The following is a 20,103-nucleotide window of genomic DNA, read 5'->3' on the forward strand; positions in this document are numbered from 1 at the left end:
GCCAAAATGAAAAAAACAGGGAAAATTCCGGAATTTCGTCCGGCCCGGAACGAGAATTACCGGCCGACCGATCCGAAAAACAACCGCCGGATCGCATAGGCCAACGTCACCTGGTGATAGTCGTATTGCGAGGCCAGTCGTTTCCGGTAAGGGGCGATGTGCCGGCGCAGGTATCCCGGAAGCACGGAAAACGGAGCCAGCAACCGCTCGATCGGAATATCGCCGTACAGGTCGTGCAATCCCTCGTTGATCCGGAATTTGCGCGTATAACCGGTCGCACGCAGCAACCGCGACAGGACGGACGGCGGGACGGCTTCGATGATCCGGCGGCTCAACGGTTTGGACGCACGCGGCGGACAAAGTTCGTTTTCGAACGGGATACCCTCCAGCTTCGCATCCAACCAACCGTGTTTCTCGCCGTAAAAAAAGAAGCTCCGGTTCAGTTTGGCCGACACGTCCATATCCTGCCAAAAAGCGGTCAGGTCGTTATCCCACCACGGAGTGCGCCATCCGTAACCGAAAAATTCGTATACCCTCAGGCTGTGCATGATAAACTTGGCCTGCCGCTCTTGCCAGTCGAAACATTCCGGAAAACCGTTCGACGAAACGCCCGTATCGTTCAGTATCCGCCCGATTTCGCGTTGCAGCGCACGATCCGGCCGCCGGGAACCCCAATTAGAGAAATGCCTTTGCACGGCTTCCGCCGCCTGTGTCGGCGTCTGGATAGCGCAAACCTGCGGGGTCAGGTGGCTGCCCGCCAGAAAATCGAGCGTATGTCCCGGAACGAACAGATCGCCGCGCTGTAGAATGCCGCGCCGGCCGAGTTCGTAAACAGCCGCGAAATCCTGCGTATGAGGCATACTCGACGCGCAACAGGACGCGAAACGGAAATACCGATCGAGCAATCCCTGCTCCCGGATCGCATCGAACAGTCCGCGCGTATACTCTACGAAATGCCATTCGTACCCGAACGCTTCGGCCACTTCGCGACTCAGGCGAGACTGCGGGTTTTCCGGAACGCCGTACGAATAGCAAACGACGTTACGGATACCGGCCTTATACAAATAATTGACAATCAATCGGGAGTCATGTCCCCCGCTCAACGGGACGATCCAGTTTCGCACGTCGGGGGCGCTCTCGGTCATCCGCCGGATCGCCTGCGCGAAAAGCGTATCCGCTGTCCGTACCCCTTCCGCCGGGTCGGGCGTCACGTTCATTTTCGGATCGTAAAGGAAATAGCGTTCGGATTCCGTCTCCGCATCCCGCAGGCGGACTATCTCGGCAGCCTGCACGGCAAAAATGTCCCGGAACACCGTCCGCTGTCCAATGACGAAACCCGACAGAAGAAACTGCTCCATTGCCCCGGAATCGATTTCCGGTTGCATTCCGGTATCTTCCATCGCCCGCAGCAGGTCGTCCGTCACCAGCCATGCGTCCCGGAACCGGGTCCGGCACAACGGAAAAGAACGAAGTCGGTCGGTCGCCGCACACAATGCGCCGTCCCGCTGTAAGACGATGGCAAAACAGCCGTTCAACTCCCGAACGAACTCCCCGAAGGCGCCGGCATCCGCAGCCGCGGAAGCGACCAGTCTACAGAAAGCGGCCCCTTCGTAAACGGCATCCCGGTAACGGACATTTCCCTTCACGCAAACCATACCGGCGTCATGCTGCTCGGTAAACCAGTCCAGGCCGTAAAGCAAGATACGATTTTTCGTAGCGGAGACGGTTCGCATTTCCGGTCAGTTTACCGAAGGCAGGAACGAATATTCGCGCGAATACTCCATCATCTGACCGGCATAGTCGTCGGTATATTCGACATTGACGTCGACGATCTCCCCGTTTTCCATGACCGGTTGGTAAACCGGATTGACAAAGCCGCTGTAAGGCGCCAGACCGAGCTTTTGATAACGGTCGAGCACTTCTTTATGCAACTCGGGATCGATCTGCACAGCGTAGGTTTCGACCAACTCCCGGCCGCTCTCGAAATCGCCGGTGCTCTTGATCCGCTGGATCTCCTTCAGCAGTTCGCCGAAAAGCCCCCTCAATTTCTGATAATCGTTCACCACGATATAGGTTTTCCCGTCTTTCACCGCTTTTTCGACGACCCGCTCGTCTTTGCCTTTCTCATAGCACCACTCGGCGATCAGCTTCCGATTGCGCATGTGCGCCTCCTCGACCGTCTTGCCCGGCTCGATCCGCGCGAACTGGGTCATCATTCCGTTCATCATGTAAACGGCATACTCCGTCTTGGCCACGTCGAACGACGGAACGAGTCCCAGTTCGACCATTTTCGGATCGCCCAGATAGTACAGCGCGAACAGGTCGGCGCGCGCCTCTTCCAGCGTCGAAGAGTAATTTTTCAGTTCGTCGCCCTTCACGCCCGGCGCCAGTTGTCCCGAACCGTGTCCGAGGCACTCGTGCAGATCGGTATGCAAGTCGTCGGCCAGCGAGCCGTACTTTTTATGTAGTTCGATCGTCTCCGAATCGAATATGAACTCTTCGTCGAAACCGTTACCCTTGGCAGCCTCCGCATAAGCGGACGTGATGTTGCCGACGGTCACCGATTTGGAACCGTGATCGCGGCGGATCCAGTCTGCATTCGGCAGGTTGACGCCGATCGGCGTGGCCGGATAACAGTCGCCGCCAAGTATGGCGGCGGTAATTACCTTTGCCGAAACGCCTTTCACCTCTTTTTTCCGGAACTGTTCGTCGACCGGGGAATGATCCTCGAACCACTGGGCGGCTTCGCAGATGATCTTCGTCCGTTCGGTCGCATCCTCGTCCCGGAAGTTCACCATGCTCTCCCACGAACCGCGATACCCCAGCGGATCGCCGTAACTCTCGATAAAACCGTTCACGAAATCGACTTTAGAGGCCGTATCCCCGACCCACAAGATGCTGTACTTATCGAATTGCTTCAGATCGCCGCTCTTATAAAAAGCGATCAGCGCATCAATCGTTTCCTTCTGACGGCCCACAGCCACCTCCGAAGCCTTCTGCAACCAGTAAACGATCTTTTCGATCGCCGGAGAATACATGCCTCCCACTTTCCAAACCTGCTCCACTAACCGTCCGTCGCCGCCTTTGACCAACTTGCTGTTCAATCCGTAGGAAACCGGCGTCCGGTCGTTCGGGTCCATCCGGGCGGCATAAAACTCCTCGACCTCTTGCTGGGAGACCCCTTCGTAATAATTGTTGGCCGACGCCCGGATAATATCTTCTCCGGCAGCGAGGTTCACCCGTTTGGGCATCACCTCCGGGTCGAAAACGACCGGTTTGATCTCGGCTATCACCCGTTCCACGGAACCGAAATCCATCGGAAAATCCGTTTTCGGCGTACCGGCTACCAACTCGTCGAAATAGGCCTCGGTAAATTCCGGCCGAAACTTGTCGGTCGAATAATGATGGTGGATGCCGTTGGCGAACCACACTTTCTTGAGGTATTTCTCGAACTGCTTGAAACGCGGATCTTTCCGATCGCCGGCATATCCCTGATAGATGGCTTCCAGCGTACGGCGGATCCGCAGGTTGTAACGCCCGTTCTGGTCGAACAAAATGTCGCGCCCGCTCAGAGCGGCCTGACTCAGGTAATAGATCAGCAACTTCTCGTTCAGGGCAAGCGTATCGAACCCAGGAACCCGGTATTTCAGCACCCGGATGTCGTCGAAGCGGTCCGCCACCCAATTGAATTTTTCTTCGGTTATCTTTTTCCGGCATCCCCCGACGCCCGCAGCAAGTATCGTCATAAGTAAAACAGTAAAGATTCTTTTCATAAAAGAAAACTTAGGTTCTTCGCAAAGTTACAACCTTTTTCCCGAAAAAATTAGATTATTATAAGCAATTTTCTACCTTTGTGCCGTTAAAATAAAGGCGGTAATATCGCCTGAAAAAACGATTTCGATGAAAGTTTTCACAAGGAACGCAGCGCTTTCCGACGAACTGAAACGGCACCCGGGCACGTGCGGTTTCGTCCCGACGATGGGAGCGTTGCACAACGGGCACTTGTCGCTGGTCGAACAGTGCCGGCGGGAATGCGACACGGTCGTCGTCAGCATTTTCGTCAATCCGACCCAGTTCAACGACCCGAACGATTTGAAAAACTACCCGCGAACCGTGGAAGCCGACCTGGCACTGCTCGAAAAAGCGGGCGCCGACTTCGCGCTGACCCCTTCGGTAGAAGACATTTATCCGGAAAAAGACACGCGAGTATTCGATTTCGGGCTGCTGGACAAGGTGATGGAAGGCGCGCACCGGCCGGGGCATTTCAACGGCGTAGCCCAAGTGGTGAGCCGCCTGTTCGACATCGTCCGCTGCGACAAGGCCTATTTCGGTGAAAAGGATTTCCAGCAGATCGCCGTGATTCGGGAATTGGTACGTCAGTGCGACTACCCGCTGCAAATCGTCGCATGTCCGATTGTCCGCGACACCGACGGACTGGCGCTCAGTTCGCGCAACGCGCTGCTGACACCCGCACACCGGGCCGCCGCGCCGCTGATCTACAAAGCTCTGAAGGAAGGGGTCGAAAGCGCGCGCAGCATGTCGGTGGACGAAATGAAACGCCGGGTCGTCGAACGGATCGACGCCGACCCGCTGCTGCAAGTCGAATATTTCGAAGTGGTCAACGCCGATACGCTGGAAGGGATCGACCGGTGGAGCGACACGTTCCCGATGCGCGGCTGCATCGCCGTCCAGGCCGGCAACGTGCGGCTGATCGACAATATCGCGATCTTGTAACAGGATGGTATATAAACGCTTATAATAACACGCAAACGACTGTGGCCTAAGAAAATCGCACGAGGCCGATAAAAGATTGGGGATTTAAATATATTTGTTAAATTTGCCGATCGGTAACATGTTTTTATCAGGAGAACTGCGGCCTACGCCGCACTAACTAATTGGGGAACAAAGCAATGCAGATAGAGGTATTCAAGTCCAAGATACACCGGGTGACCATAACCGAGGCCAACCTCAGTTATGTGGGGAGTATCACCATCGACGAGGATTTGCTGGATGCTGCCAATATGATCGCCGGGGAGAAAGTTCAGATCGTGAACGTCAACAACGGGGAACGTCTCGAAACTTATATCATCAAAGGGGAGCGCGGCAGCGGAGCCGTGTGCCTGAACGGGCCGGCGGCGCGCCGTTGCGTAGTCGGCGACGTAGTGATCATCATCTCGTACGCGCTGATGGACTTCGAAGAAGCCAAAACGTTCAAGCCGTGGGTCGTTTTTCCCGACACGGAGACCAACAGGCTGATCAAATAGGTTTCCGGCGAAAACGCCTGTTCGGCACAGACCGATTCCGACATACGCCGTCTGCATGAATTTCGTGTGCAGAAAAGGAGTATCGTCGGTTTTTGTTTGCCGTTTTTTCGTTAACTTTGGATACTGAAACGTTACAGGAAATATCATGTCGATTGCCGAAAAAATCACCGGGCTCCGCGCGGCGCTGCCGCAACACGTGGAACTGATCGCCGTATCGAAAACCTATCCGCCGTCAGCCGTTCTGGAAGCCTACCGGGCCGGGCAACGCGCTTTCGGAGAAAACCGCCCGCAGGAACTCGTCGAGAAGTACCATGCCCTGCCGAAGGACATCCGATGGCATCAGATCGGCGGCCTGCAATCCAATAAAGTCAAATACATCGCCCCATTCGTCGCGATGATCCATTCGGTGGAATCGGCGAAACTGCTGGACGTGATTCAGAAAGAAGCGGTCAAAAACGACCGGACGATCGACGTCCTGCTCGAAATACGCATCGCACGGGAAGCGTCGAAACACGGATGGAGCGAGAAAGACCTGGTCGACTACCTGCAAACGGGCGCCTACCGGAACCTGAACTCCGTTCGTTTCCGGGGACTTATGGGCGTCGCGACCCATACCGAGGATCAAGAGACGATCCGCGCCGAATTCACCCGTCTGCACGAATTGTTCGTCAGGTTGGGAAACGAGTATTTCGACCGCGATTTCGATACGCTTTCGATGGGCATGACCTCCGATTATCCGATCGCCGTCTCATGCGGCAGCACGATGGTGCGTATCGGAAGCTACATCTTCGGAGCGCGCAACTACCTATAAGACAAAAATGTCATAAAAACATCCGGATTCAAAGCTACTTGATTCGCAGACGCCGGCCGAGCTTCAGCACGGTTTTCGGAGTGATGTTATTCAGGCGGCATATCTGACTGACCGAAACGCCGTATTTAAGCGCCAGCCGACCGAGAATATCGCCCTGTTTGATCGTATGGTAAACGGCGTTGCTGGAACTGACGGTCGCCGTTTTAGTCTGTTGCTCCTCCTTTTTCTGGGCGGCGGCGATCCGTTCCAGAATGTCGCCGGAGGCAGTATCCCCTTCCGCAGAAGCCAGCAACGGAAAGTCGTCGTCGTCCTCTTCCAGAATTTCCGAAGCGCGGGAATGAATGTTGAAGAACTGTTTTTCGAGGGCGAAAGTCTGGTATTTCAACTGCCCCGTCTGGAAATCGACGATAAATTCGGGATCGAAGGTCTGATCGCAGTAACGCATTTCGAAATGCAGATGCGGTCCCCGGCTGCGCCCGGTCGAACCGCAGAATCCGATTACCTGCCCGCATTTAACGTAATCGTTCACCTTGACATTGAGCTTCGAAAGATGAGCATGCCAGGTTTCCAGGCCATTTTCATGCCGGACGATCACCAGATTCCCGAAACCGCCCGTATTGTACTTCGCATAACGAATTTTGCCGTCGAACGCGGCGTAAATCGGTTCGCCGATCTTCAGCGGAATATCCACGCCGTTGTGGTTGCGGCGGCCGCGCGGGCCGTATTTCGACAGCACCGAGCCGACTACCGGAGCTTTGAATCCGGACAGATCCTTTACCAGATTCAGATCCACCACCGACGGTAGATCCTCGTAAGCGATGCTTTTATAAGCGAAAACCTGCGAGGTATCCCAATGCTGCATATAGACCGGCAGCGAATCCCGCACTTTCAGCGCGGGACGGTAGTAACGCCAGGTATTATTGCTGAAAATAATGATCCGGGTTTCGGGATCGTCAGTCGCCAGCGTATCCAACGGCTGCTGCGGCAGATCTTCGATGTGCAACGTCGCCGGAACGACCGGACGGCGCCTGCGCGATTGGCCGTGGAGCGTGGTTGCGGTCAAAACAAATAACAGGGATACCGTTATCAGATATCTGAAATTCATGCTCGTTCGGAATTATATCGTTACAAAACTAACAATAATTTCCGACAATTCGGCATTTTTCGAAAGGCTGATACCCTCCGTGCACGAGAAAGCCGTTCCTCTCCCTCAGCGGACTCCGGAACAAAAGGTCAGCTCCCGGCAGTTCAGGCCACCATTTCGGGCACCCGGATAATCTCCATGCCCTTCTGTATGGCCGCTTCGTTAGCGGGGATCAGCGACGCCATCCGTTCCGGCAGCGATTTGGCCAGTCCCCGGAAAACGTTGTCGAGCGATACGACCGGCTTCACTTTCAGGTAGCCGCCCAGGATCATCGTATTGAAAACGCGTATGTTGCCCAGCCGGGCAGCCTCTTCGGTCGCCGGAATCGCATACACCCGGATATCCTTGCGCTGCGGTGGGCGCACCACCCCGTTCGGATCGTAAATCAGCACGCCGCCCGGCTTGACACGCGGTTCAAACTTATCCATGCTCTGCTGGTTCAGGATGATCGCCGTATCGTAATCGTGTACGATCGGCGAACTGATCTGCCGGTCGCTCAGGATCACCGTCACATTGGCAGTTCCGCCGCGCATTTCCGGGCCGTAAGACGGCATCCAGCTCACTTCGAGTCCCTGCATCACGCCCGAGTAGGCGAGAATTTTGCCCATCGACAGCACGCCCTGTCCGCCGAAACCGGCTATGATAATCTCTTCTTTAAACATATCTCTACGATTAAACGCGTTCGGTAAACAAATTATTATCCTTTGATATCCCCCAGCGGATACAGCGGCAGCATGTTCTGCTCCATCCACCGGTTCGCCTCGGTCGGCGACATTTTCCAGCCCGAATTGCAGGTCGCTACGAATTCGACGAACGACAGCCCTTTCCGCTGCATCGAATTCTCGAAGGCCTTACGCAACGCCTTTTTCGCTTTACGGACGGCACCGGGGGTGTGGACGCTCTGCCGCGTCAAGTAGCACACCCCGTCGAGATGCGCCAACATATCGGCCACCTTGAACGGGTAACCGTGCAACTGCGGATCGCGTCCTTCGGGAGTCGTCACGGTCTTCATGCCAAGCAGCGTCGTCGGAGCCATCTGCCCGCCGGTCATGCCGTAGATCGCATTGTTGACATAGATGATCGTGATGTTCTCGCCGCGGTTGCACGCGTGGATCGTCTCGCCGGTTCCGATCGCGGCCAGGTCGCCGTCGCCCTGGTACGTAAAGACCAGCTTCGACGGATTCAGCCGTTTGATCGCCGTAGCTACCGCCGCCGCGCGCCCGTGCGCCGCTTGCACCCAATCGATATCGACGTAGTCGTACGCCAGCACCGCGCAGCCCACCGGCGTAATGCCGATCGCGTCGTGCTCGACCTGCATTTCGTCGATCACTTCGGCGACCAGTTTGTGGATCGTTCCGTGGCTGCACCCCGGACAGAAGTGCATCACGGCATCGGTCAGCAGCCGGGGCTTCGCATAGACCCGGTTTTCCGGGATCAATTTTATTTCAGATTCAGCCATAAACTTCTACTTTAACGAAAAATTCTTTTTCAGCGCCTCCAGCACCTCGCTCGGCGAATGCACCACGCCGCCCGTGCGCCCGAAATGGAATACCGGAACGCGACACCGGGCGGCCAACTGCACGTCCTCGATCATCTGCCCGGTGCTCATTTCGACCGACAGGAAACCTTTGACGCGCTGCGACAGTTCGTCGATCGCTCCGGTCGGGAACGGATAGAGCGTAACCGGCCGTAGCAGTCCGACTTTCAGTCCCTCCTCGCGAGCCAGCTCGACCGCTTTCTGGGAAATACGCGCGGAAGACCCGTAAGCGACCAATACGTAATCGGCATCGTCGCACTGCACGGCCTCGTAGCGCACCTCATTTTCGCGGATCGTCCGATACTTTTCGGACAGTTTCAGGTTGAACCGCTCCTGGCGCAGCGGATCGAGTTCGACGGACGTAACGATGTTCCGTTTGCGGTCGGCCGGCTTGCCGGTCGTAGCCCAGCCGCCCCAGTGTTCGGCGATATAGGCGTCGCTCCAGCGCGGCCGGGGTTCGGTCAGCATCACTTTCTCCATCATCTGGCCGATCACGCCGTCCGACAGAATCATTACCGGATTGCGGTACTTGAACGCCAGTTCAAAACCCAGCGGTACGAAATCGTACATCTCCTGCACCGAATTGGGAGCCAGCACGATCAGGTGGTAGTCGCCGTGGCCGCCGCCCTTGACCGCCTGAAAATAGTCGGCCTGCGACGGCTGGATCGTCCCGAGCCCCGGCCCGCCGCGCGATACGTTCACCACCACGCACGGCAGTTCGGCGCCGGCCAGGTAACTGAGCCCCTCGCACATCAGGCTGATACCCGGACTCGACGACGAGGCCATCACCCGCCTACCGCAGGCCGCGCCGCCGTAAAGCATGTTCACCGCCGCCACTTCGCTCTCGGCCTGCAACACGACCATACCGGTCGTCTCCCACGGCCGCATCGCGGTCAGCGTTTCCAGTATTTCGGACTGGGGCGTGATCGGATAACCGAAATAGCCGTCACAACCGCAGCGCACGGCGGCTTCGGCCACCACTTCGTTCCCTTTCATCAATCGTATCTCTTCCATACCTCCTTCCTTATAAATCAAACTCCCGGATTTTTCTGCCGGTAAACCGTAATACAACAGTCGGGACATACCAGCGCGCACGACGCGCAACCCGTACAGGCGTCCGGATCGACCACCCGCGCGTAATTGTATCCCTTCGCATTCACCTCGGCCGCCAGGTCGAGCACCCGCATCGGACACGCCTCGACGCACACCCGGCAACCCTTGCAACGGTCGCGCTCGATCACTACGGTTCCTTTGATTTTAGCCATATCCAATTTTTAATTTCAGTCAAAAGTAGTACGCCGGACTGCAAAACGGAGACGCTTTCCGGACTTTGCTACGACACCAAAAATGACGCTGCGGCAGGGTTTCCCGCTTGCACTCAGCCGGGTACCGAACAAAAAACAGGAGGCTTAACGCCCCCTGTTTTCGGTAAAAAAGTATTTTCAGCCCGATTATTCCAACGAATGGATCACCAGTCCCGAACGCAGTTTCGGTTCGAACCAAGTCGTTTTCGGAGGCATGATATTGCCCGTATCGGCGATGTCGATCAGTTGCTTCATCGACACCGGATAGAGGGCGAAAGCCACCTGCATTTCACCGCTGTCGACGCGGCGCTGCAACTCGCCCAACCCGCGGATACCGCCGACGAAGTCGATCCGCTTGTCGGTGCGCAGGTCTTTGATGCCGAGCAGTTCGTCGAGCACGAGGTTCGACAGGATCGTCACGTCGAGCACGCCGATCGGATCGTTATCGTCGTACGTCCCGGCCTTGGCCGTCAGGCTGTACCAGCGGCCGCCAAGGTACATCGCGAAATTATGCAACTCGGTCGGATGATAGATTTCCGTACCTTTGTCCTCCACTGCAAAACTTTTCTCGAGCGCCGCGAGCAACTGCTCGGGCGTCAAGCCGTTCAGATCTTTTACGAGGCGATTGTAATCGATGATCTTCAATTGACTGTCCGGAAAAATAACGGCCAGGAAGAAACAATACTCCTCGTCTCCGGTATACGCCGGATTGGTCTTCATCTTCTCCTGCCCGACCCGCGCGGCGGCGGCCGTACGGTGATGCCCGTCGGCCACGTACAACGCCGGAATCTGTTCGAAAATCTCGGTAATCCGTCGCTGCACGGCCGGATCGTCGATCACCCAGAACTGATGGCGAAACCCGTCGGCCGCGGTGAAATCGTATTCGGCCGCGTTGTTTTCCACCACTCCGCGCACGATCATATCCATCTCGGCATCGGCCGGATACGAGAAGAATACCGGTTCGATATTGGCATTCTGATTGCGCACGTGGATCATCCGGTCTTCTTCTTTGTCGGGACGGGTCAGTTCGTGCTTTTTAATCTTACCGGTCAGGTAATCGTCGAAATGACAGGCGGCTACCAGCCCGTACTGCGTCCGTCCGTCCATCGTCTGGGCATAGACGTAATATTTCTCCGTATCGTCCTGCACGAGCCACCCTTTTTCACGCCATTTCTTGAAATTCTCGACAGCTTTATCGTAAACCTCGGCGCAATGTTCGTCGGCGATCGGGCTGAAATCGATCTCCGGTTTTATGATGTGCAGCAACGATTTTTCGGTCGCTTCCTTGCTCGCCTCCTCCGAATTGAGCACGTCGTACGGGCGCGACGCCACCTCGGCGGCATACTCCTTCGGCGGGCGAATCCCTTTGAACGGTTTTATTCTTACCATGAAATCACTATTTACAATTAATCCTCAATTCAATAAGACAAAAAGCCCCCGCACACTGCCGGGGGCCCTGTTGTTAAAATTCAGGTCTATTTGTTGACCTGGAAACGACGGTTGCCGTTCTTCAGGAAATCAACCACCTGATTAGCGGCGGCAAGCCCCGCGTTGACATTCGCTTCGGCAGTCTCGGCTCCCATCTTTTTCGCCGTTGCGAAAACCCGTTTACCGAACTTTTCGGCCAGTTGCGGCTGCGCATCGGCGGCAATGTCGGTGATGTATTTCAGGTCGGGGCGTTCTTCGAGCGCCTGCATCAAGCCGGCCTCGTCGATCACCTCCTTACGCGCCGTATTGACCAACGTAGCGCCCTTGGGCATCGAGATCAGCAACTTGTAACCGATCGACTTCCGAGTCTGATCGGTAGCCGGAATGTGCAGCGAAAGAAAGTCGGACGAAGCATACAGCTTTTCGACCGAATCCGCCACTTCCACGCCGTCGGCTTTGAAAACGTCGGCCGGGACGAACGGGTCGAAAGCGCACACCTTCATGCCCAACGCCTTGCCGTAACGGGCCACGATGCGGCCGACGTTGCCGTAAGCCTGGATTCCGAGCCGTTTGCCGCTGATCTCCGATCCGGTGCCGGGGGTGAACTGATTACGCGCCATAAAAACCATCATGCCCACGACCAATTCGGCCACGGCGTTCGAGTTCTGCCCCGGGGTATTCATCACGACAATCCCTTTGGCGGTGCAGGCGGCCAGGTCGACGTTGTCGTAACCGGCACCGGCGCGAACGACGATTTTCAGTTTCTCGGCGGCGGCGACTACTTCGGCCGTCACTTTGTCGCTGCGGATAATCAGCCCGTCGGCATCTTTCACGGCCGCCAGCAGATCGGCCTTGTCCGCATATTTTTCCAGCAAGGCCAGTTCGTAACCCGCCCCTTCAATGATTTCGCGTATTCCGTCGACCGCCGCTTTCGCAAACGGCTTTTCGGTAGCTACCAATATCTTCATAGTTTCTACATTAATTAACGATTGAAAAAACACGGCCTTTTTCGCCAACGTAGGTCGTAATGTCGTAACAAGGCCCATAACTTTCGTTTTTACCGATTATTTTACGTGCATTTTTTCGAATTCCCGCATACAGTCTACCAACGCCTGAACGCTTTCGATCGGCAGCGCATTGTAGATCGACGCACGGAAACCGCCCACCAGACGGTGTCCCTTGATGCCGACCATGCCTTTGCCTTTGGCGAATTCGAGGAATTCGGGAGCCAGGTCGGCGTATTTTTCCTGCATCACGAAGCAAACGTTCATCAGCGAACGGTCTTCCTTCACGGCCGTACCGACGAATACCTTGCTGTTGTCGATCGCGTCGTACAGCAGCTCAGCTTTCGCCCGGTTACGTTTCTGAATCTCTTTCACGCCGCCGATCGACTTCAACCACTTCAGGGTTTCTTTCACGACGTAGATCGCGAATACCGGGGGCGTATTGAACATCGAATCGTTGGCGATGTGGTTGCGGTAATCGACCATCGACGGAAGCGGACGGGACACCTTGCCGAGCAGGTCTTCGCGAACGATCACGAACGTCACCCCGGCGGGACCGATGTTCTTCTGCGCGCCGCCGTAAATCATGCCGTATTTCGAAACGTCCACCGGACGGCTCAGGATATCGGAACTCATGTCTGCGATCACCGGCACCGGCGAGTCGATATCGGTGTGGTATTCGGTACCGTAGATCGTATTGTTGGTCGTAATGTGCAGGTAATCCAAATCGGTCGGGATCGCATATCCTTTCGGAATATAAGTAAAGTTTTTATCCTCGGACGAGGCGAGCACCTGCACTTCGCCGAAATTTTTGGCTTCCTTGATCGCTTTTTTGGCCCATACGCCGGTGTTCACGTATCCGGCCTTCTTTTCGAGGAAATTGTACGGCACTTCGAAAAACTGCGTGCTGGCGCCGCCGCCCAAAAAGAGGATCTTATAGTTGTCGGGAATATTCAGCAATTCGCGGAACAGGGCCATGGCTTCGTTGTTGACAGCCTCGAAGTCTTTGGTACGGTGCGAAATCTCCAGCAACGACAATCCGGAACCCTCAAAATCCAAAATAGCTTTTGCCGCATTCTCAATCGCCACGCGCGGAAGAATCGAAGGACCTGCATTGAAATTGTGTTTTTTCATAGTTTTAAGACATATTAAGTTTAGTATTCGGAATCGGAATTAACAGGTTCCAAAGTTATTAAATTATTTCCAAAACACGCAAAAAAAACGTATTTTTAATCGGCTTGCGAGCTCTTTTATTTTTTTTAACCCATTTTTAAGCTACTTTTGCAAACCTCATCTAACAACGCATCCCGATGATAAAATCCATGACCGGTTACGGCAAAGCCGAAGCCGTCCTCGATCACAAAAAGATAACCGTCGAAATCCGTTCGCTGAACAGCAAGCAGCTCGACCTGACGGTAAAGGTTCCGGCCGTCTACCGGCAAAGCGAATACGAAATCCGCAACCGGATCGGCAAGCGGCTCCAGCGGGGAAAGATCGACGCCTACGTCTCTTACGAAATAACCGGCGACAGCGTCCCGGTCAACATCGACCGGAAGACCTTTACGGCTTATTTCGGGCAAATCCGCGAAATCGCCGCCGAAAACGGGATCGACTGGAACGGAAGCGCGCTGGACGCCGCCGTCGTACCCGCCGTCTTGCGGCTGCCCGAAGTGATCCAGAACGACCAGCAGACCGTTTCGGAAGCGGAAACCCAAGCGCTGAAACGGTGCGTCGAAGAGGCGGTCGACCACATGGAACAGTTCCGTATTCAGGAAGGCGCGATCCTGATCGCCGACCTGTTGCGCCGAATCGACCGGATCGAACAGCTCAAAGAGGAGATCGTCCCGTTCGAAAAGGCGCGCGCCGAGACGATCAAAACGCGCATCCGCGAAAACATCGAATCGCTCGGCATCCCGTTCGACGCGAACCGGCTCGAACAGGAGATGATCTATTATATTGAGAAACTGGATATCACCGAGGAGAAAGTACGACTTCAGAACCATTGCAAATATTTCCGCGAAGTAGCCCGCGGCGAAGAGGCTCCCGGCCGCAAGCTCGGCTTCATCGCGCAGGAACTCGGCCGCGAGATCAACACGCTCGGGTCGAAAGCCAACGAAGCCACGATCCAGAAAAAGGTCGTCGAAATGAAGGACGAACTCGAAAAAATCAAGGAGCAGGTACTCAATATCCTTTAACCATCGCTCCACAATCCCGGTTACGGCCGGTTGCTCCAAACCGGAATCGTGTCCCGGCTGAAAACGACGGGAGTCAGGCCGGTATCGACATTCAACCAGGTCGTATACGGAGTATTCGCGGGTTTGGCGGCATAGTCCTCGACGGCAACGGTATGTCCGTCGGCAGTAGCTACCCGAGCATAAAACCAATGTCCCGGCCGTTCGTCGAAGGCCAGTGCGTCGAACGATTCCGGAGTAAACCGGTATTTCACCGCTTCTTCGGAAGGCTTTGCTACGGAAAGCAATACCGGACCGTAATAAACCGACGTACGACCGGCCATGTTCCCGTCCCCGACCCAGTAGTGGACGCGCATATCCAAATCGAGTTCCACGACGTCGCCCGACCTCCACTTTCGCTCCAACCGGTAATAATGTCCCGGAGTTACGCCGCTGCACGGTACGCCGTTCACCTTCACCGAGGCCCGGGACGACCACACGGGGATTCGCAGGTTCAGTCCGAAACGTTCGGCGCGGCCGGGATCGAGCGTAATCCGTACGGAACCGCTTTTCGGGTAATCGGTTTGCTGCACGATTCCGATCGGATGCCCTTTCGGCGTAAGCGTCCGGACGTTCGACTGTCCGTAATAATTCAGATAAATATCCCGGTCGTCGTTCAGCACGCCCCACTGGGTAAACTGGCTCAGGCCCCGGTTGCCGCTCGCCTGGCAGCAGTTCATTTCGCGCCCTCCCTCATAACTGTGGGGCGCCAGTTCGATCTGCGAACTGACACGCTGCCCGTCGGACGAGTTCATGTAGACGAACTCCTTGTCGCCCAACTGACTCCCCAGCGTAGCGTTGAAATACGAAAGCTCCAGTTCGTCGGCCACGTAGGAATTTTTACTCAACTTCAGGTACTCGGTCGAAAAAGTCATCCAAGCCACCGTATTGCAGGTTTCGCTGCCCGCGCCGTAAATATCGCCGGTAGCGCCCTCGCCGGTTCCGAAACTGCCGGTATTGTGGCGGTCGTGGCTCACGATCCCCCACCACAACGACTCCATCGCGTCGGCATAATCCCGGTTGCCGGTTACTCGGTAGAGAACGGCCAGCGTGGTCAGCGTATAGAGGCTTTCCCAGCGCTTCTGCGCCGAATAACAGAAAGGGGTCCCGGCCAGGGACGACTCAAGCCAGTTGCAGGACAACGTACTGTTCGTATAAAAATCATGGTAAGGAAGCGTCCATTCGGTACGGACAATGTATTCGGCCGCTTGCAGATAGCGCGGATCGCGGGTCTGTTCGTACAGCAGGGCGAACATGTGGCTCGCGGCAAAATTGCATTCTCCCCAATTCTGCGAGGCGAAGGTCCGCTTACCCAGGATGAAATAATCGTACAGGCAATCGGCCGCCCGACAGACGACTTCCAACGCTTGTCGGTCGCCGGTCACCCGGTACCATTGATACAGTCCGTACAGGCAGTGGTAATGCCCCCAGGTATCCCATTTTTCAGGAGGATTGTCGAAACGCTCCCGGTCGGACCAGGGGCCCAGGTATCCGTCGCTGCGCTGGGAATGCGCCAGCAGTTCCGTCATCCGCCGACCGACGGTCAGCGTAGCCGGGTTCCGGGTAGCCAGGTAGGTCTGCGCCACGCCCGCAAGTATCTTACCGGGAAATTCACCGTGCCACATGCACTTGAACAACGTATTCGAATCGGGACGCAGGAACGCGCCGAACAGGTCGGGATTGTTTTCCAGCAGCGGAACGAGCCACGTCTTTTCGTTCGCAGACAACCGTTCGCCGACATGTCCTCCGACTTCGAAAGAGAGCGCCTCGTTACGCAGGATATTGGGCATCTCTTCGCCCGAAGCGGAAAAAACGGCGCAAAAAAATGCCGAACAAAACAAATGACGCAGGTATTTCATAGCAAGATAAAAAACGGGTTAGGAAAACGGTCTTTTTACAAAGATAGACGCGCTATACGAAAAAACAACCCGTTCCGCAGCAATTCCACAGATTCCGGAGCGCGAGATACGGTTTTTTTGACTTTTCGGTCAAAAGTAACTACATTTGTTTCCGAAAATCCGGCAGAAAGTTTTCTGTCGAAATCCATCGAATCCATCAGCCGGCGTTTCGGAATCGGACGTCGCGCCAACACAACTCAGGACACATGCAAACAGTCTCCGGAAAAGTACTGATTTTCTCCGCCCCGTCGGGATCGGGCAAATCGACGATCATAGGCCGTCTGCTGGAACGCTTCCCGCAGCTCGAATTTTCGATCTCGGCGACCAGCCGCGCGCCGCGCGGGACGGAAGCCGACGGACGCGAATACTATTTTCTGAGTAACGACGACTTCAAGGCGCGGGCCGCCGCCGGGGAGTTCGTCGAATGGGAAGAAGTCTATGCCGGAACGTGCTACGGCACGCTGCGCAGCGAACTGAAACGTATCTGGGACAAAGGACACGTGATCGTGTTCGACGTGGACGTCAAAGGCGGCGTCAACCTGAAACGGATTTTCGGCGCGCAGGCGCTGTCGGTATTCGTCATGCCGCCGTCGGTCGACGAACTGCAACGGCGGCTCGAAGGACGCGGCACCGACTCGCCCGAAACGATCGCCCGCCGCGTGGCGAAAGCCGAACAGGAACTCGCCTTCGCGCCGCAGTTCGACCGGGTGGTCGTCAACGACTGCTTGGCTACCGCCGTCGCCGAGGCGGAGCGGATCACCGAAGCGTTCATCGGATAACGGGCCGTTCCATGCAGGCGGAAACGATACTCTATTTCGGGTCGTTCAACCCGGTGCACCGGGGGCACGTGGCCGTGGCCGATGCCGTATTGGAATCGACGGAAGCCGAAGCGCTTTGGTTCGTCGTATCGCCGCAAAACCCGTTTAAAGCGGGCAAAGAACTCGCCCCCGAAACCGACCGAATCGAAATGGCGCGCATCGCGCTGCAAAGCGCCGTCCATAGCGACCGCATGGCCGTCTCGGACATCGAATTCCGGCTGCCGAAGCCGAACCGCACGATCCGTACGCTCGAAAAGCTACGCACGGAATATCCCGGCCGGAAGTTCAGCCTGCTGATCGGCAGCGACAACATGGCCGGTTTCCCGAAATGGGTGCATTCCCAAGAGATTCTCGACAGATACCGGGTACTGGTCTATCCGCGTCCGGGTTATCCGACACCGGAATCCGCCCGGTCGGACGGCTTTACGATCTTAACGAATCTCAAAGAACTGCCGCAGGCGGCGACCGACGTCCGGACACGGATCGCACGGGGGGAAAACCCCGGAGCGGAACTGCCCGGCGGCGTGTGGGAATATATCAAAAAACACCGGCTTTATGGATATTCCGCAGGAACTGACCGATGAAATAACAGCGCTGAACAGCGCCATCGAGCAGCGGCCCGACGACGCGAGGCTATTGATCCGACGCGGCAAATTGCTACACCGAACCGGACGATTCGACTGCGCGTTGAACGATTTCCTACGCGCGAAGCGACTCTGTCCGGACAACCCCGAAGCGGACGCCTACATTGCGCTGTTGCGCGAAATTTTCGCCTTCCGTCACTTCGATTTGTACAATCCGTAACCGGAGTTCCGGGCGAAAACATTATCTTTGCGTCGTTTCAACTCAAACCCGGATTTTATGAAAAACATCGCACTGATCGCCGGAGGAGAATCGTCCGAATGGCAGATCGCACTCGAAGGAGCCTCGCTGGTCGAACAAAATCTCGACCGCACCAAATACAACGTCTACAAAATCATCCTGCACGACGGCCGCTGGAACTACATGGACGAGGACGGCGTCGTCTCGGAACTGGATCGCAACGATTTCACGATCGAAGTAAAAGGCGAAAAGATCAGACCGGACTATGCGCTGATCCTGATTCACGGCACCCCCGGCGAGGACGGACGCCTGCAGGGATACCTCGACATGATGAAAGTCCCCTACTCTTCGTGCGGATTCGTCACATCGGTCATCACGTTCGACAAATCGGCCTGCAAACGGGCTCTCGCCGGAACAGGCATCGACCTGGCGCGGGAAATTCTGGTCGGCAGGAATACGAAAATCGACCCGGCTGCCGTTGCCGGCGAACTGGGCCTGCCGCTGTTCGTCAAACCGAACGCCAGCGGCAGCAGTTTCGGCGTAACGAAAGTCAAAAGCGCGGATCAAATCCTGCCGGCGGTCGAGAAGGCATTCGCCGAGAGCGATCACGTGCTGATCGAAGAGTATATCCGGGGACGCGAAATCAGTTGCGGCGTATTGATCGCCGGCGGCCGAGAATACCTGTTCCCGATCACCGAACTGGTATGCGAAACCGAATTTTTCGATTACGACGCCAAATACAAGGGCCTTTCGAAAGAGATCACCCCGGCCCCGCTCGACGCGGAGATCGTCCGCAAAGTGAACGCGATGACCCTGTCGGCCTATAAAACGCTCAACTGCCGCGGCGTGGTGCGGATCGATTTCATCGTCAAGGGAGACCGCCCCTACCTGATCGAAGTCAACACGATTCCGGGCATGAGCGCGCACAGCATCATTCCCCAGCAAGCGCAGGCGATGGGCATGACCGTCGGGCAACTGTACGACCTAATTATCGAAGACACTTCAAAACAGGCAGAATGATCCAGATCGACGACAAAATCGTCAGCACCGACCTGCTGACCGAAAAATTTTGCTGCGATCCGTCCCGCTGCAAAGGCGCCTGCTGCGTGGAAGGCAACGCCGGGGCTCCGCTCGAAGCCGAAGAGATCGAAATCCTCGAACGCGAATACGAAACCTACAAACCCTACCTGAAACCGGAAGGGATCGCCGCCATCGAACGACAGGGATTCATGGTCGTCGACCGCGACGGCGACTACACCACCCCGCTGATCGGCGACGCCGAATGCGCCTTCTCGTTCGAGGAGAACGGGATCACGCTGTGCGCCATCGAGCGGGCGTACAACGAAGGTCGCACCGGATTCGTCAAACCGATCTCGTGCCACCTCTACCCGATCCGGGTCGCCGTATTCGGCAACGGATCGGTCGGCCTGAATTACCACCGCTGGAACATCTGCAAAAGCGCCTGCCTGCAAGGCCGCCAATACGGCGTTCCGGTTTATCGCGCGTTGCGCACGGCGATCGTGCGCCGTTTCGGAGAACCGTTTTTCCAGGCGCTCGAAGAAGCGGAATCCCTGCTGAACCGACAGAACGATAAAAAATAACCGCCCAACGACCATATAAATATAAATAAAAAGCGTATAAATATTTGAATTAGTTTTTTTATTGTTTAATTTTATGAACGGGTTTCTAAATTCGTTCATTATGAAAAGTCTCTCCCGGCTGTTCGTGTCGGTCTGCCTGATGCTGGCGACTGATCTTTTCGCACAGATATCGGATTCGTCCGATCCTACCGACGATCTTTTACCGTCCATCGAGTCGTTTTTCCAGCGCACGGCACGCCAG

20 protein-coding genes are annotated in these 20,103 nt (G+C 55.9%); 9 read left to right on the top strand and 11 right to left on the bottom strand.

Features of this window, described 5'->3' with window-relative positions; translation table 11 throughout:
* Positions 1-56: 56 nt before the first annotated feature.
* Complete coding sequence (locus C1A08_RS10750; protein ID WP_101573404.1) at positions 57-1,733, bottom strand: hypothetical protein; 1,677 nt, start codon at positions 1,731-1,733, stop codon at positions 57-59.
* 6 nt (positions 1,734-1,739) lie between these two features.
* Positions 1,740-3,773: a dipeptidyl-peptidase 3 family protein gene (locus C1A08_RS10755; protein WP_410488880.1), complete on the bottom strand. Its 2,034-nt coding sequence runs from the start codon at positions 3,771-3,773 to the stop codon at positions 1,740-1,742.
* A 127-nt stretch (positions 3,774-3,900) separates the two neighbouring features.
* Here C1A08_RS10755 and panC point away from each other — a divergent pair, with 127 nt between their 5' ends.
* The 3 genes from panC to C1A08_RS10770 all read left to right on the top strand — a co-directional run bounded on the left by panC (position 3,901) and on the right by C1A08_RS10770 (position 6,075).
* Positions 3,901-4,734, top strand: coding sequence for a pantoate--beta-alanine ligase (gene panC / locus C1A08_RS10760; RefSeq protein WP_101573406.1), 834 nt, complete (start codon positions 3,901-3,903; stop codon positions 4,732-4,734).
* 176 nt (positions 4,735-4,910) lie between these two features.
* Positions 4,911-5,264, top strand: coding sequence for an aspartate 1-decarboxylase (gene panD / locus C1A08_RS10765; protein WP_055206200.1), 354 nt, complete (start codon positions 4,911-4,913; stop codon positions 5,262-5,264).
* A gap of 145 nt (positions 5,265-5,409) precedes the next feature.
* On the top strand, positions 5,410-6,075 hold the full coding sequence (locus tag C1A08_RS10770) for a YggS family pyridoxal phosphate-dependent enzyme (protein WP_101573408.1): 666 nt from the start codon (positions 5,410-5,412) through the stop codon (positions 6,073-6,075).
* 34 nt (positions 6,076-6,109) lie between these two features.
* On the opposite strand, the gene C1A08_RS10775 is transcribed toward C1A08_RS10770, so the two are convergent.
* The 8 genes from C1A08_RS10775 to serC form a co-directional block, all read right to left on the bottom strand.
* Complete coding sequence (locus tag C1A08_RS10775; protein WP_101573410.1) at positions 6,110-7,180, bottom strand: M23 family metallopeptidase; 1,071 nt, start codon at positions 7,178-7,180, stop codon at positions 6,110-6,112.
* Positions 7,181-7,323: 143 nt separating this feature from the next.
* Positions 7,324-7,881, bottom strand: coding sequence for a 2-oxoacid:acceptor oxidoreductase family protein (locus tag C1A08_RS10780; protein WP_055206205.1), 558 nt, complete (start codon positions 7,879-7,881; stop codon positions 7,324-7,326).
* A gap of 35 nt (positions 7,882-7,916) precedes the next feature.
* Positions 7,917-8,678, bottom strand: coding sequence for a thiamine pyrophosphate-dependent enzyme (locus C1A08_RS10785; protein WP_055206208.1), 762 nt, complete (start codon positions 8,676-8,678; stop codon positions 7,917-7,919).
* A gap of 6 nt (positions 8,679-8,684) precedes the next feature.
* Positions 8,685-9,770, bottom strand: coding sequence for a 3-methyl-2-oxobutanoate dehydrogenase subunit VorB (locus C1A08_RS10790; RefSeq protein ID WP_101573453.1), 1,086 nt, complete (start codon positions 9,768-9,770; stop codon positions 8,685-8,687).
* Between the two features lie 17 nt (positions 9,771-9,787).
* On the bottom strand, positions 9,788-10,021 hold the full coding sequence (locus tag C1A08_RS10795) for a 4Fe-4S binding protein (protein WP_101573412.1): 234 nt from the start codon (positions 10,019-10,021) through the stop codon (positions 9,788-9,790).
* A gap of 186 nt (positions 10,022-10,207) precedes the next feature.
* Complete coding sequence (locus tag C1A08_RS10800; protein WP_101573414.1) at positions 10,208-11,449, bottom strand: DUF1015 domain-containing protein; 1,242 nt, start codon at positions 11,447-11,449, stop codon at positions 10,208-10,210.
* Between the two features lie 86 nt (positions 11,450-11,535).
* Positions 11,536-12,456 (bottom strand): 3-phosphoglycerate dehydrogenase, encoded by a 921-nt coding sequence (locus tag C1A08_RS10805; RefSeq protein WP_101573455.1) that lies wholly within the window; start codon positions 12,454-12,456, stop codon positions 11,536-11,538.
* Positions 12,457-12,552: 96 nt separating this feature from the next.
* Entirely contained in the window at positions 12,553-13,626 is a 1,074-nt protein-coding gene (gene serC / locus C1A08_RS10810; protein ID WP_101573416.1) for a 3-phosphoserine/phosphohydroxythreonine transaminase, read from the bottom strand.
* Between the two features lie 176 nt (positions 13,627-13,802).
* On the opposite strand from serC, the gene C1A08_RS10815 reads away from it, so the two are divergent.
* The gene (locus C1A08_RS10815; protein WP_257937106.1) at positions 13,803-14,687 is read left to right on the top strand and encodes a YicC/YloC family endoribonuclease; all 885 of its coding nucleotides are present in this window, start codon (positions 13,803-13,805) and stop codon (positions 14,685-14,687) included.
* Between the two features lie 20 nt (positions 14,688-14,707).
* On the opposite strand, the gene C1A08_RS10820 is transcribed toward C1A08_RS10815, so the two are convergent.
* Positions 14,708-16,582, bottom strand: a complete 1,875-nt coding sequence (locus C1A08_RS10820) for a beta-L-arabinofuranosidase domain-containing protein (protein ID WP_101573418.1) — start codon at positions 16,580-16,582, stop codon at positions 14,708-14,710.
* Between the two features lie 245 nt (positions 16,583-16,827).
* Here C1A08_RS10820 and gmk point away from each other — a divergent pair, with 245 nt between their 5' ends.
* From gmk to C1A08_RS10850, 5 genes are read left to right on the top strand one after another with little or no spacing between them, the layout of a single operon-like run.
* A complete protein-coding gene (gene gmk, locus C1A08_RS10830; RefSeq protein WP_101573422.1) occupies positions 16,828-17,400 on the top strand; it encodes a guanylate kinase in 573 nt (190 codons plus the stop codon).
* Positions 17,401-17,411: 11 nt separating this feature from the next.
* Complete coding sequence (gene nadD / locus C1A08_RS10835; protein ID WP_101573424.1) at positions 17,412-18,023, top strand: nicotinate (nicotinamide) nucleotide adenylyltransferase; 612 nt, start codon at positions 17,412-17,414, stop codon at positions 18,021-18,023.
* Positions 17,995-18,243 carry a hypothetical protein gene (locus tag C1A08_RS10840; RefSeq protein ID WP_125147261.1) on the top strand — a complete coding sequence of 83 codons (249 nt, stop codon included), beginning with the start codon at positions 17,995-17,997 and terminating at the stop codon, positions 18,241-18,243. Before nadD ends, C1A08_RS10840 begins: the two co-directional genes overlap by 29 nt.
* 57 nt (positions 18,244-18,300) lie before the next feature.
* Positions 18,301-19,281 carry a D-alanine--D-alanine ligase gene (locus C1A08_RS10845; RefSeq protein WP_101573428.1) on the top strand — a complete coding sequence of 327 codons (981 nt, stop codon included), beginning with the start codon at positions 18,301-18,303 and terminating at the stop codon, positions 19,279-19,281.
* Positions 19,278-19,862 carry a DUF3109 family protein gene (locus C1A08_RS10850; protein WP_055206227.1) on the top strand — a complete coding sequence of 195 codons (585 nt, stop codon included), beginning with the start codon at positions 19,278-19,280 and terminating at the stop codon, positions 19,860-19,862. Before C1A08_RS10845 ends, C1A08_RS10850 begins: the two co-directional genes overlap by 4 nt.
* Positions 19,863-20,103: the final 241 nt, after the last annotated feature.

Source organism: Alistipes sp. cv1, assembly GCF_900240235.1.
In the GTDB taxonomy this organism is placed as follows: Bacteria; Bacteroidota; Bacteroidia; order Bacteroidales; family Rikenellaceae; genus Alistipes_A; species Alistipes_A hominis.

What these genes read in the sequence shown, in the direction of transcription:
- C1A08_RS10800 (WP_101573414.1), bottom strand. Translation starts at nt 11,449, where the DNA reads ATGGTAAGAATAAAACCGTTCAAAGGGATTCGCCCGCCGAAGGAGTAT.
- serC (WP_101573416.1), bottom strand. Translation starts at nt 13,626, where the DNA reads ATGAAAAAACACAATTTCAATGCAGGTCCTTCGATTCTTCCGCGCGTG.
- C1A08_RS10775 (WP_101573410.1), bottom strand. Translation starts at nt 7,180, where the DNA reads ATGAATTTCAGATATCTGATAACGGTATCCCTGTTATTTGTTTTGACC.
- C1A08_RS10840 (WP_125147261.1), top strand. Translation starts at nt 17,995, where the DNA reads ATGGATATTCCGCAGGAACTGACCGATGAAATAACAGCGCTGAACAGC.
- C1A08_RS10790 (WP_101573453.1), bottom strand. Translation starts at nt 9,770, where the DNA reads ATGGAAGAGATACGATTGATGAAAGGGAACGAAGTGGTGGCCGAAGCC.
- C1A08_RS10785 (WP_055206208.1), bottom strand. Translation starts at nt 8,678, where the DNA reads ATGGCTGAATCTGAAATAAAATTGATCCCGGAAAACCGGGTCTATGCG.
- panD (WP_055206200.1), top strand. Translation starts at nt 4,911, where the DNA reads ATGCAGATAGAGGTATTCAAGTCCAAGATACACCGGGTGACCATAACC.
- C1A08_RS10845 (WP_101573428.1), top strand. Translation starts at nt 18,301, where the DNA reads ATGAAAAACATCGCACTGATCGCCGGAGGAGAATCGTCCGAATGGCAG.
- panC (WP_101573406.1), top strand. Translation starts at nt 3,901, where the DNA reads ATGAAAGTTTTCACAAGGAACGCAGCGCTTTCCGACGAACTGAAACGG.
- C1A08_RS10815 (WP_257937106.1), top strand. Translation starts at nt 13,803, where the DNA reads ATGATAAAATCCATGACCGGTTACGGCAAAGCCGAAGCCGTCCTCGAT.
- C1A08_RS10820 (WP_101573418.1), bottom strand. Translation starts at nt 16,582, where the DNA reads ATGAAATACCTGCGTCATTTGTTTTGTTCGGCATTTTTTTGCGCCGTT.
- C1A08_RS10850 (WP_055206227.1), top strand. Translation starts at nt 19,278, where the DNA reads ATGATCCAGATCGACGACAAAATCGTCAGCACCGACCTGCTGACCGAA.
- C1A08_RS10770 (WP_101573408.1), top strand. Translation starts at nt 5,410, where the DNA reads ATGTCGATTGCCGAAAAAATCACCGGGCTCCGCGCGGCGCTGCCGCAA.
- C1A08_RS10780 (WP_055206205.1), bottom strand. Translation starts at nt 7,881, where the DNA reads ATGTTTAAAGAAGAGATTATCATAGCCGGTTTCGGCGGACAGGGCGTG.
- C1A08_RS10805 (WP_101573455.1), bottom strand. Translation starts at nt 12,456, where the DNA reads ATGAAGATATTGGTAGCTACCGAAAAGCCGTTTGCGAAAGCGGCGGTC.
- C1A08_RS10795 (WP_101573412.1), bottom strand. Translation starts at nt 10,021, where the DNA reads ATGGCTAAAATCAAAGGAACCGTAGTGATCGAGCGCGACCGTTGCAAG.
- C1A08_RS10750 (WP_101573404.1), bottom strand. Translation starts at nt 1,733, where the DNA reads ATGCGAACCGTCTCCGCTACGAAAAATCGTATCTTGCTTTACGGCCTG.
- nadD (WP_101573424.1), top strand. Translation starts at nt 17,412, where the DNA reads ATGCAGGCGGAAACGATACTCTATTTCGGGTCGTTCAACCCGGTGCAC.
- C1A08_RS10755 (WP_410488880.1), bottom strand. Translation starts at nt 3,773, where the DNA reads ATGAAAAGAATCTTTACTGTTTTACTTATGACGATACTTGCTGCGGGC.
- gmk (WP_101573422.1), top strand. Translation starts at nt 16,828, where the DNA reads ATGCAAACAGTCTCCGGAAAAGTACTGATTTTCTCCGCCCCGTCGGGA.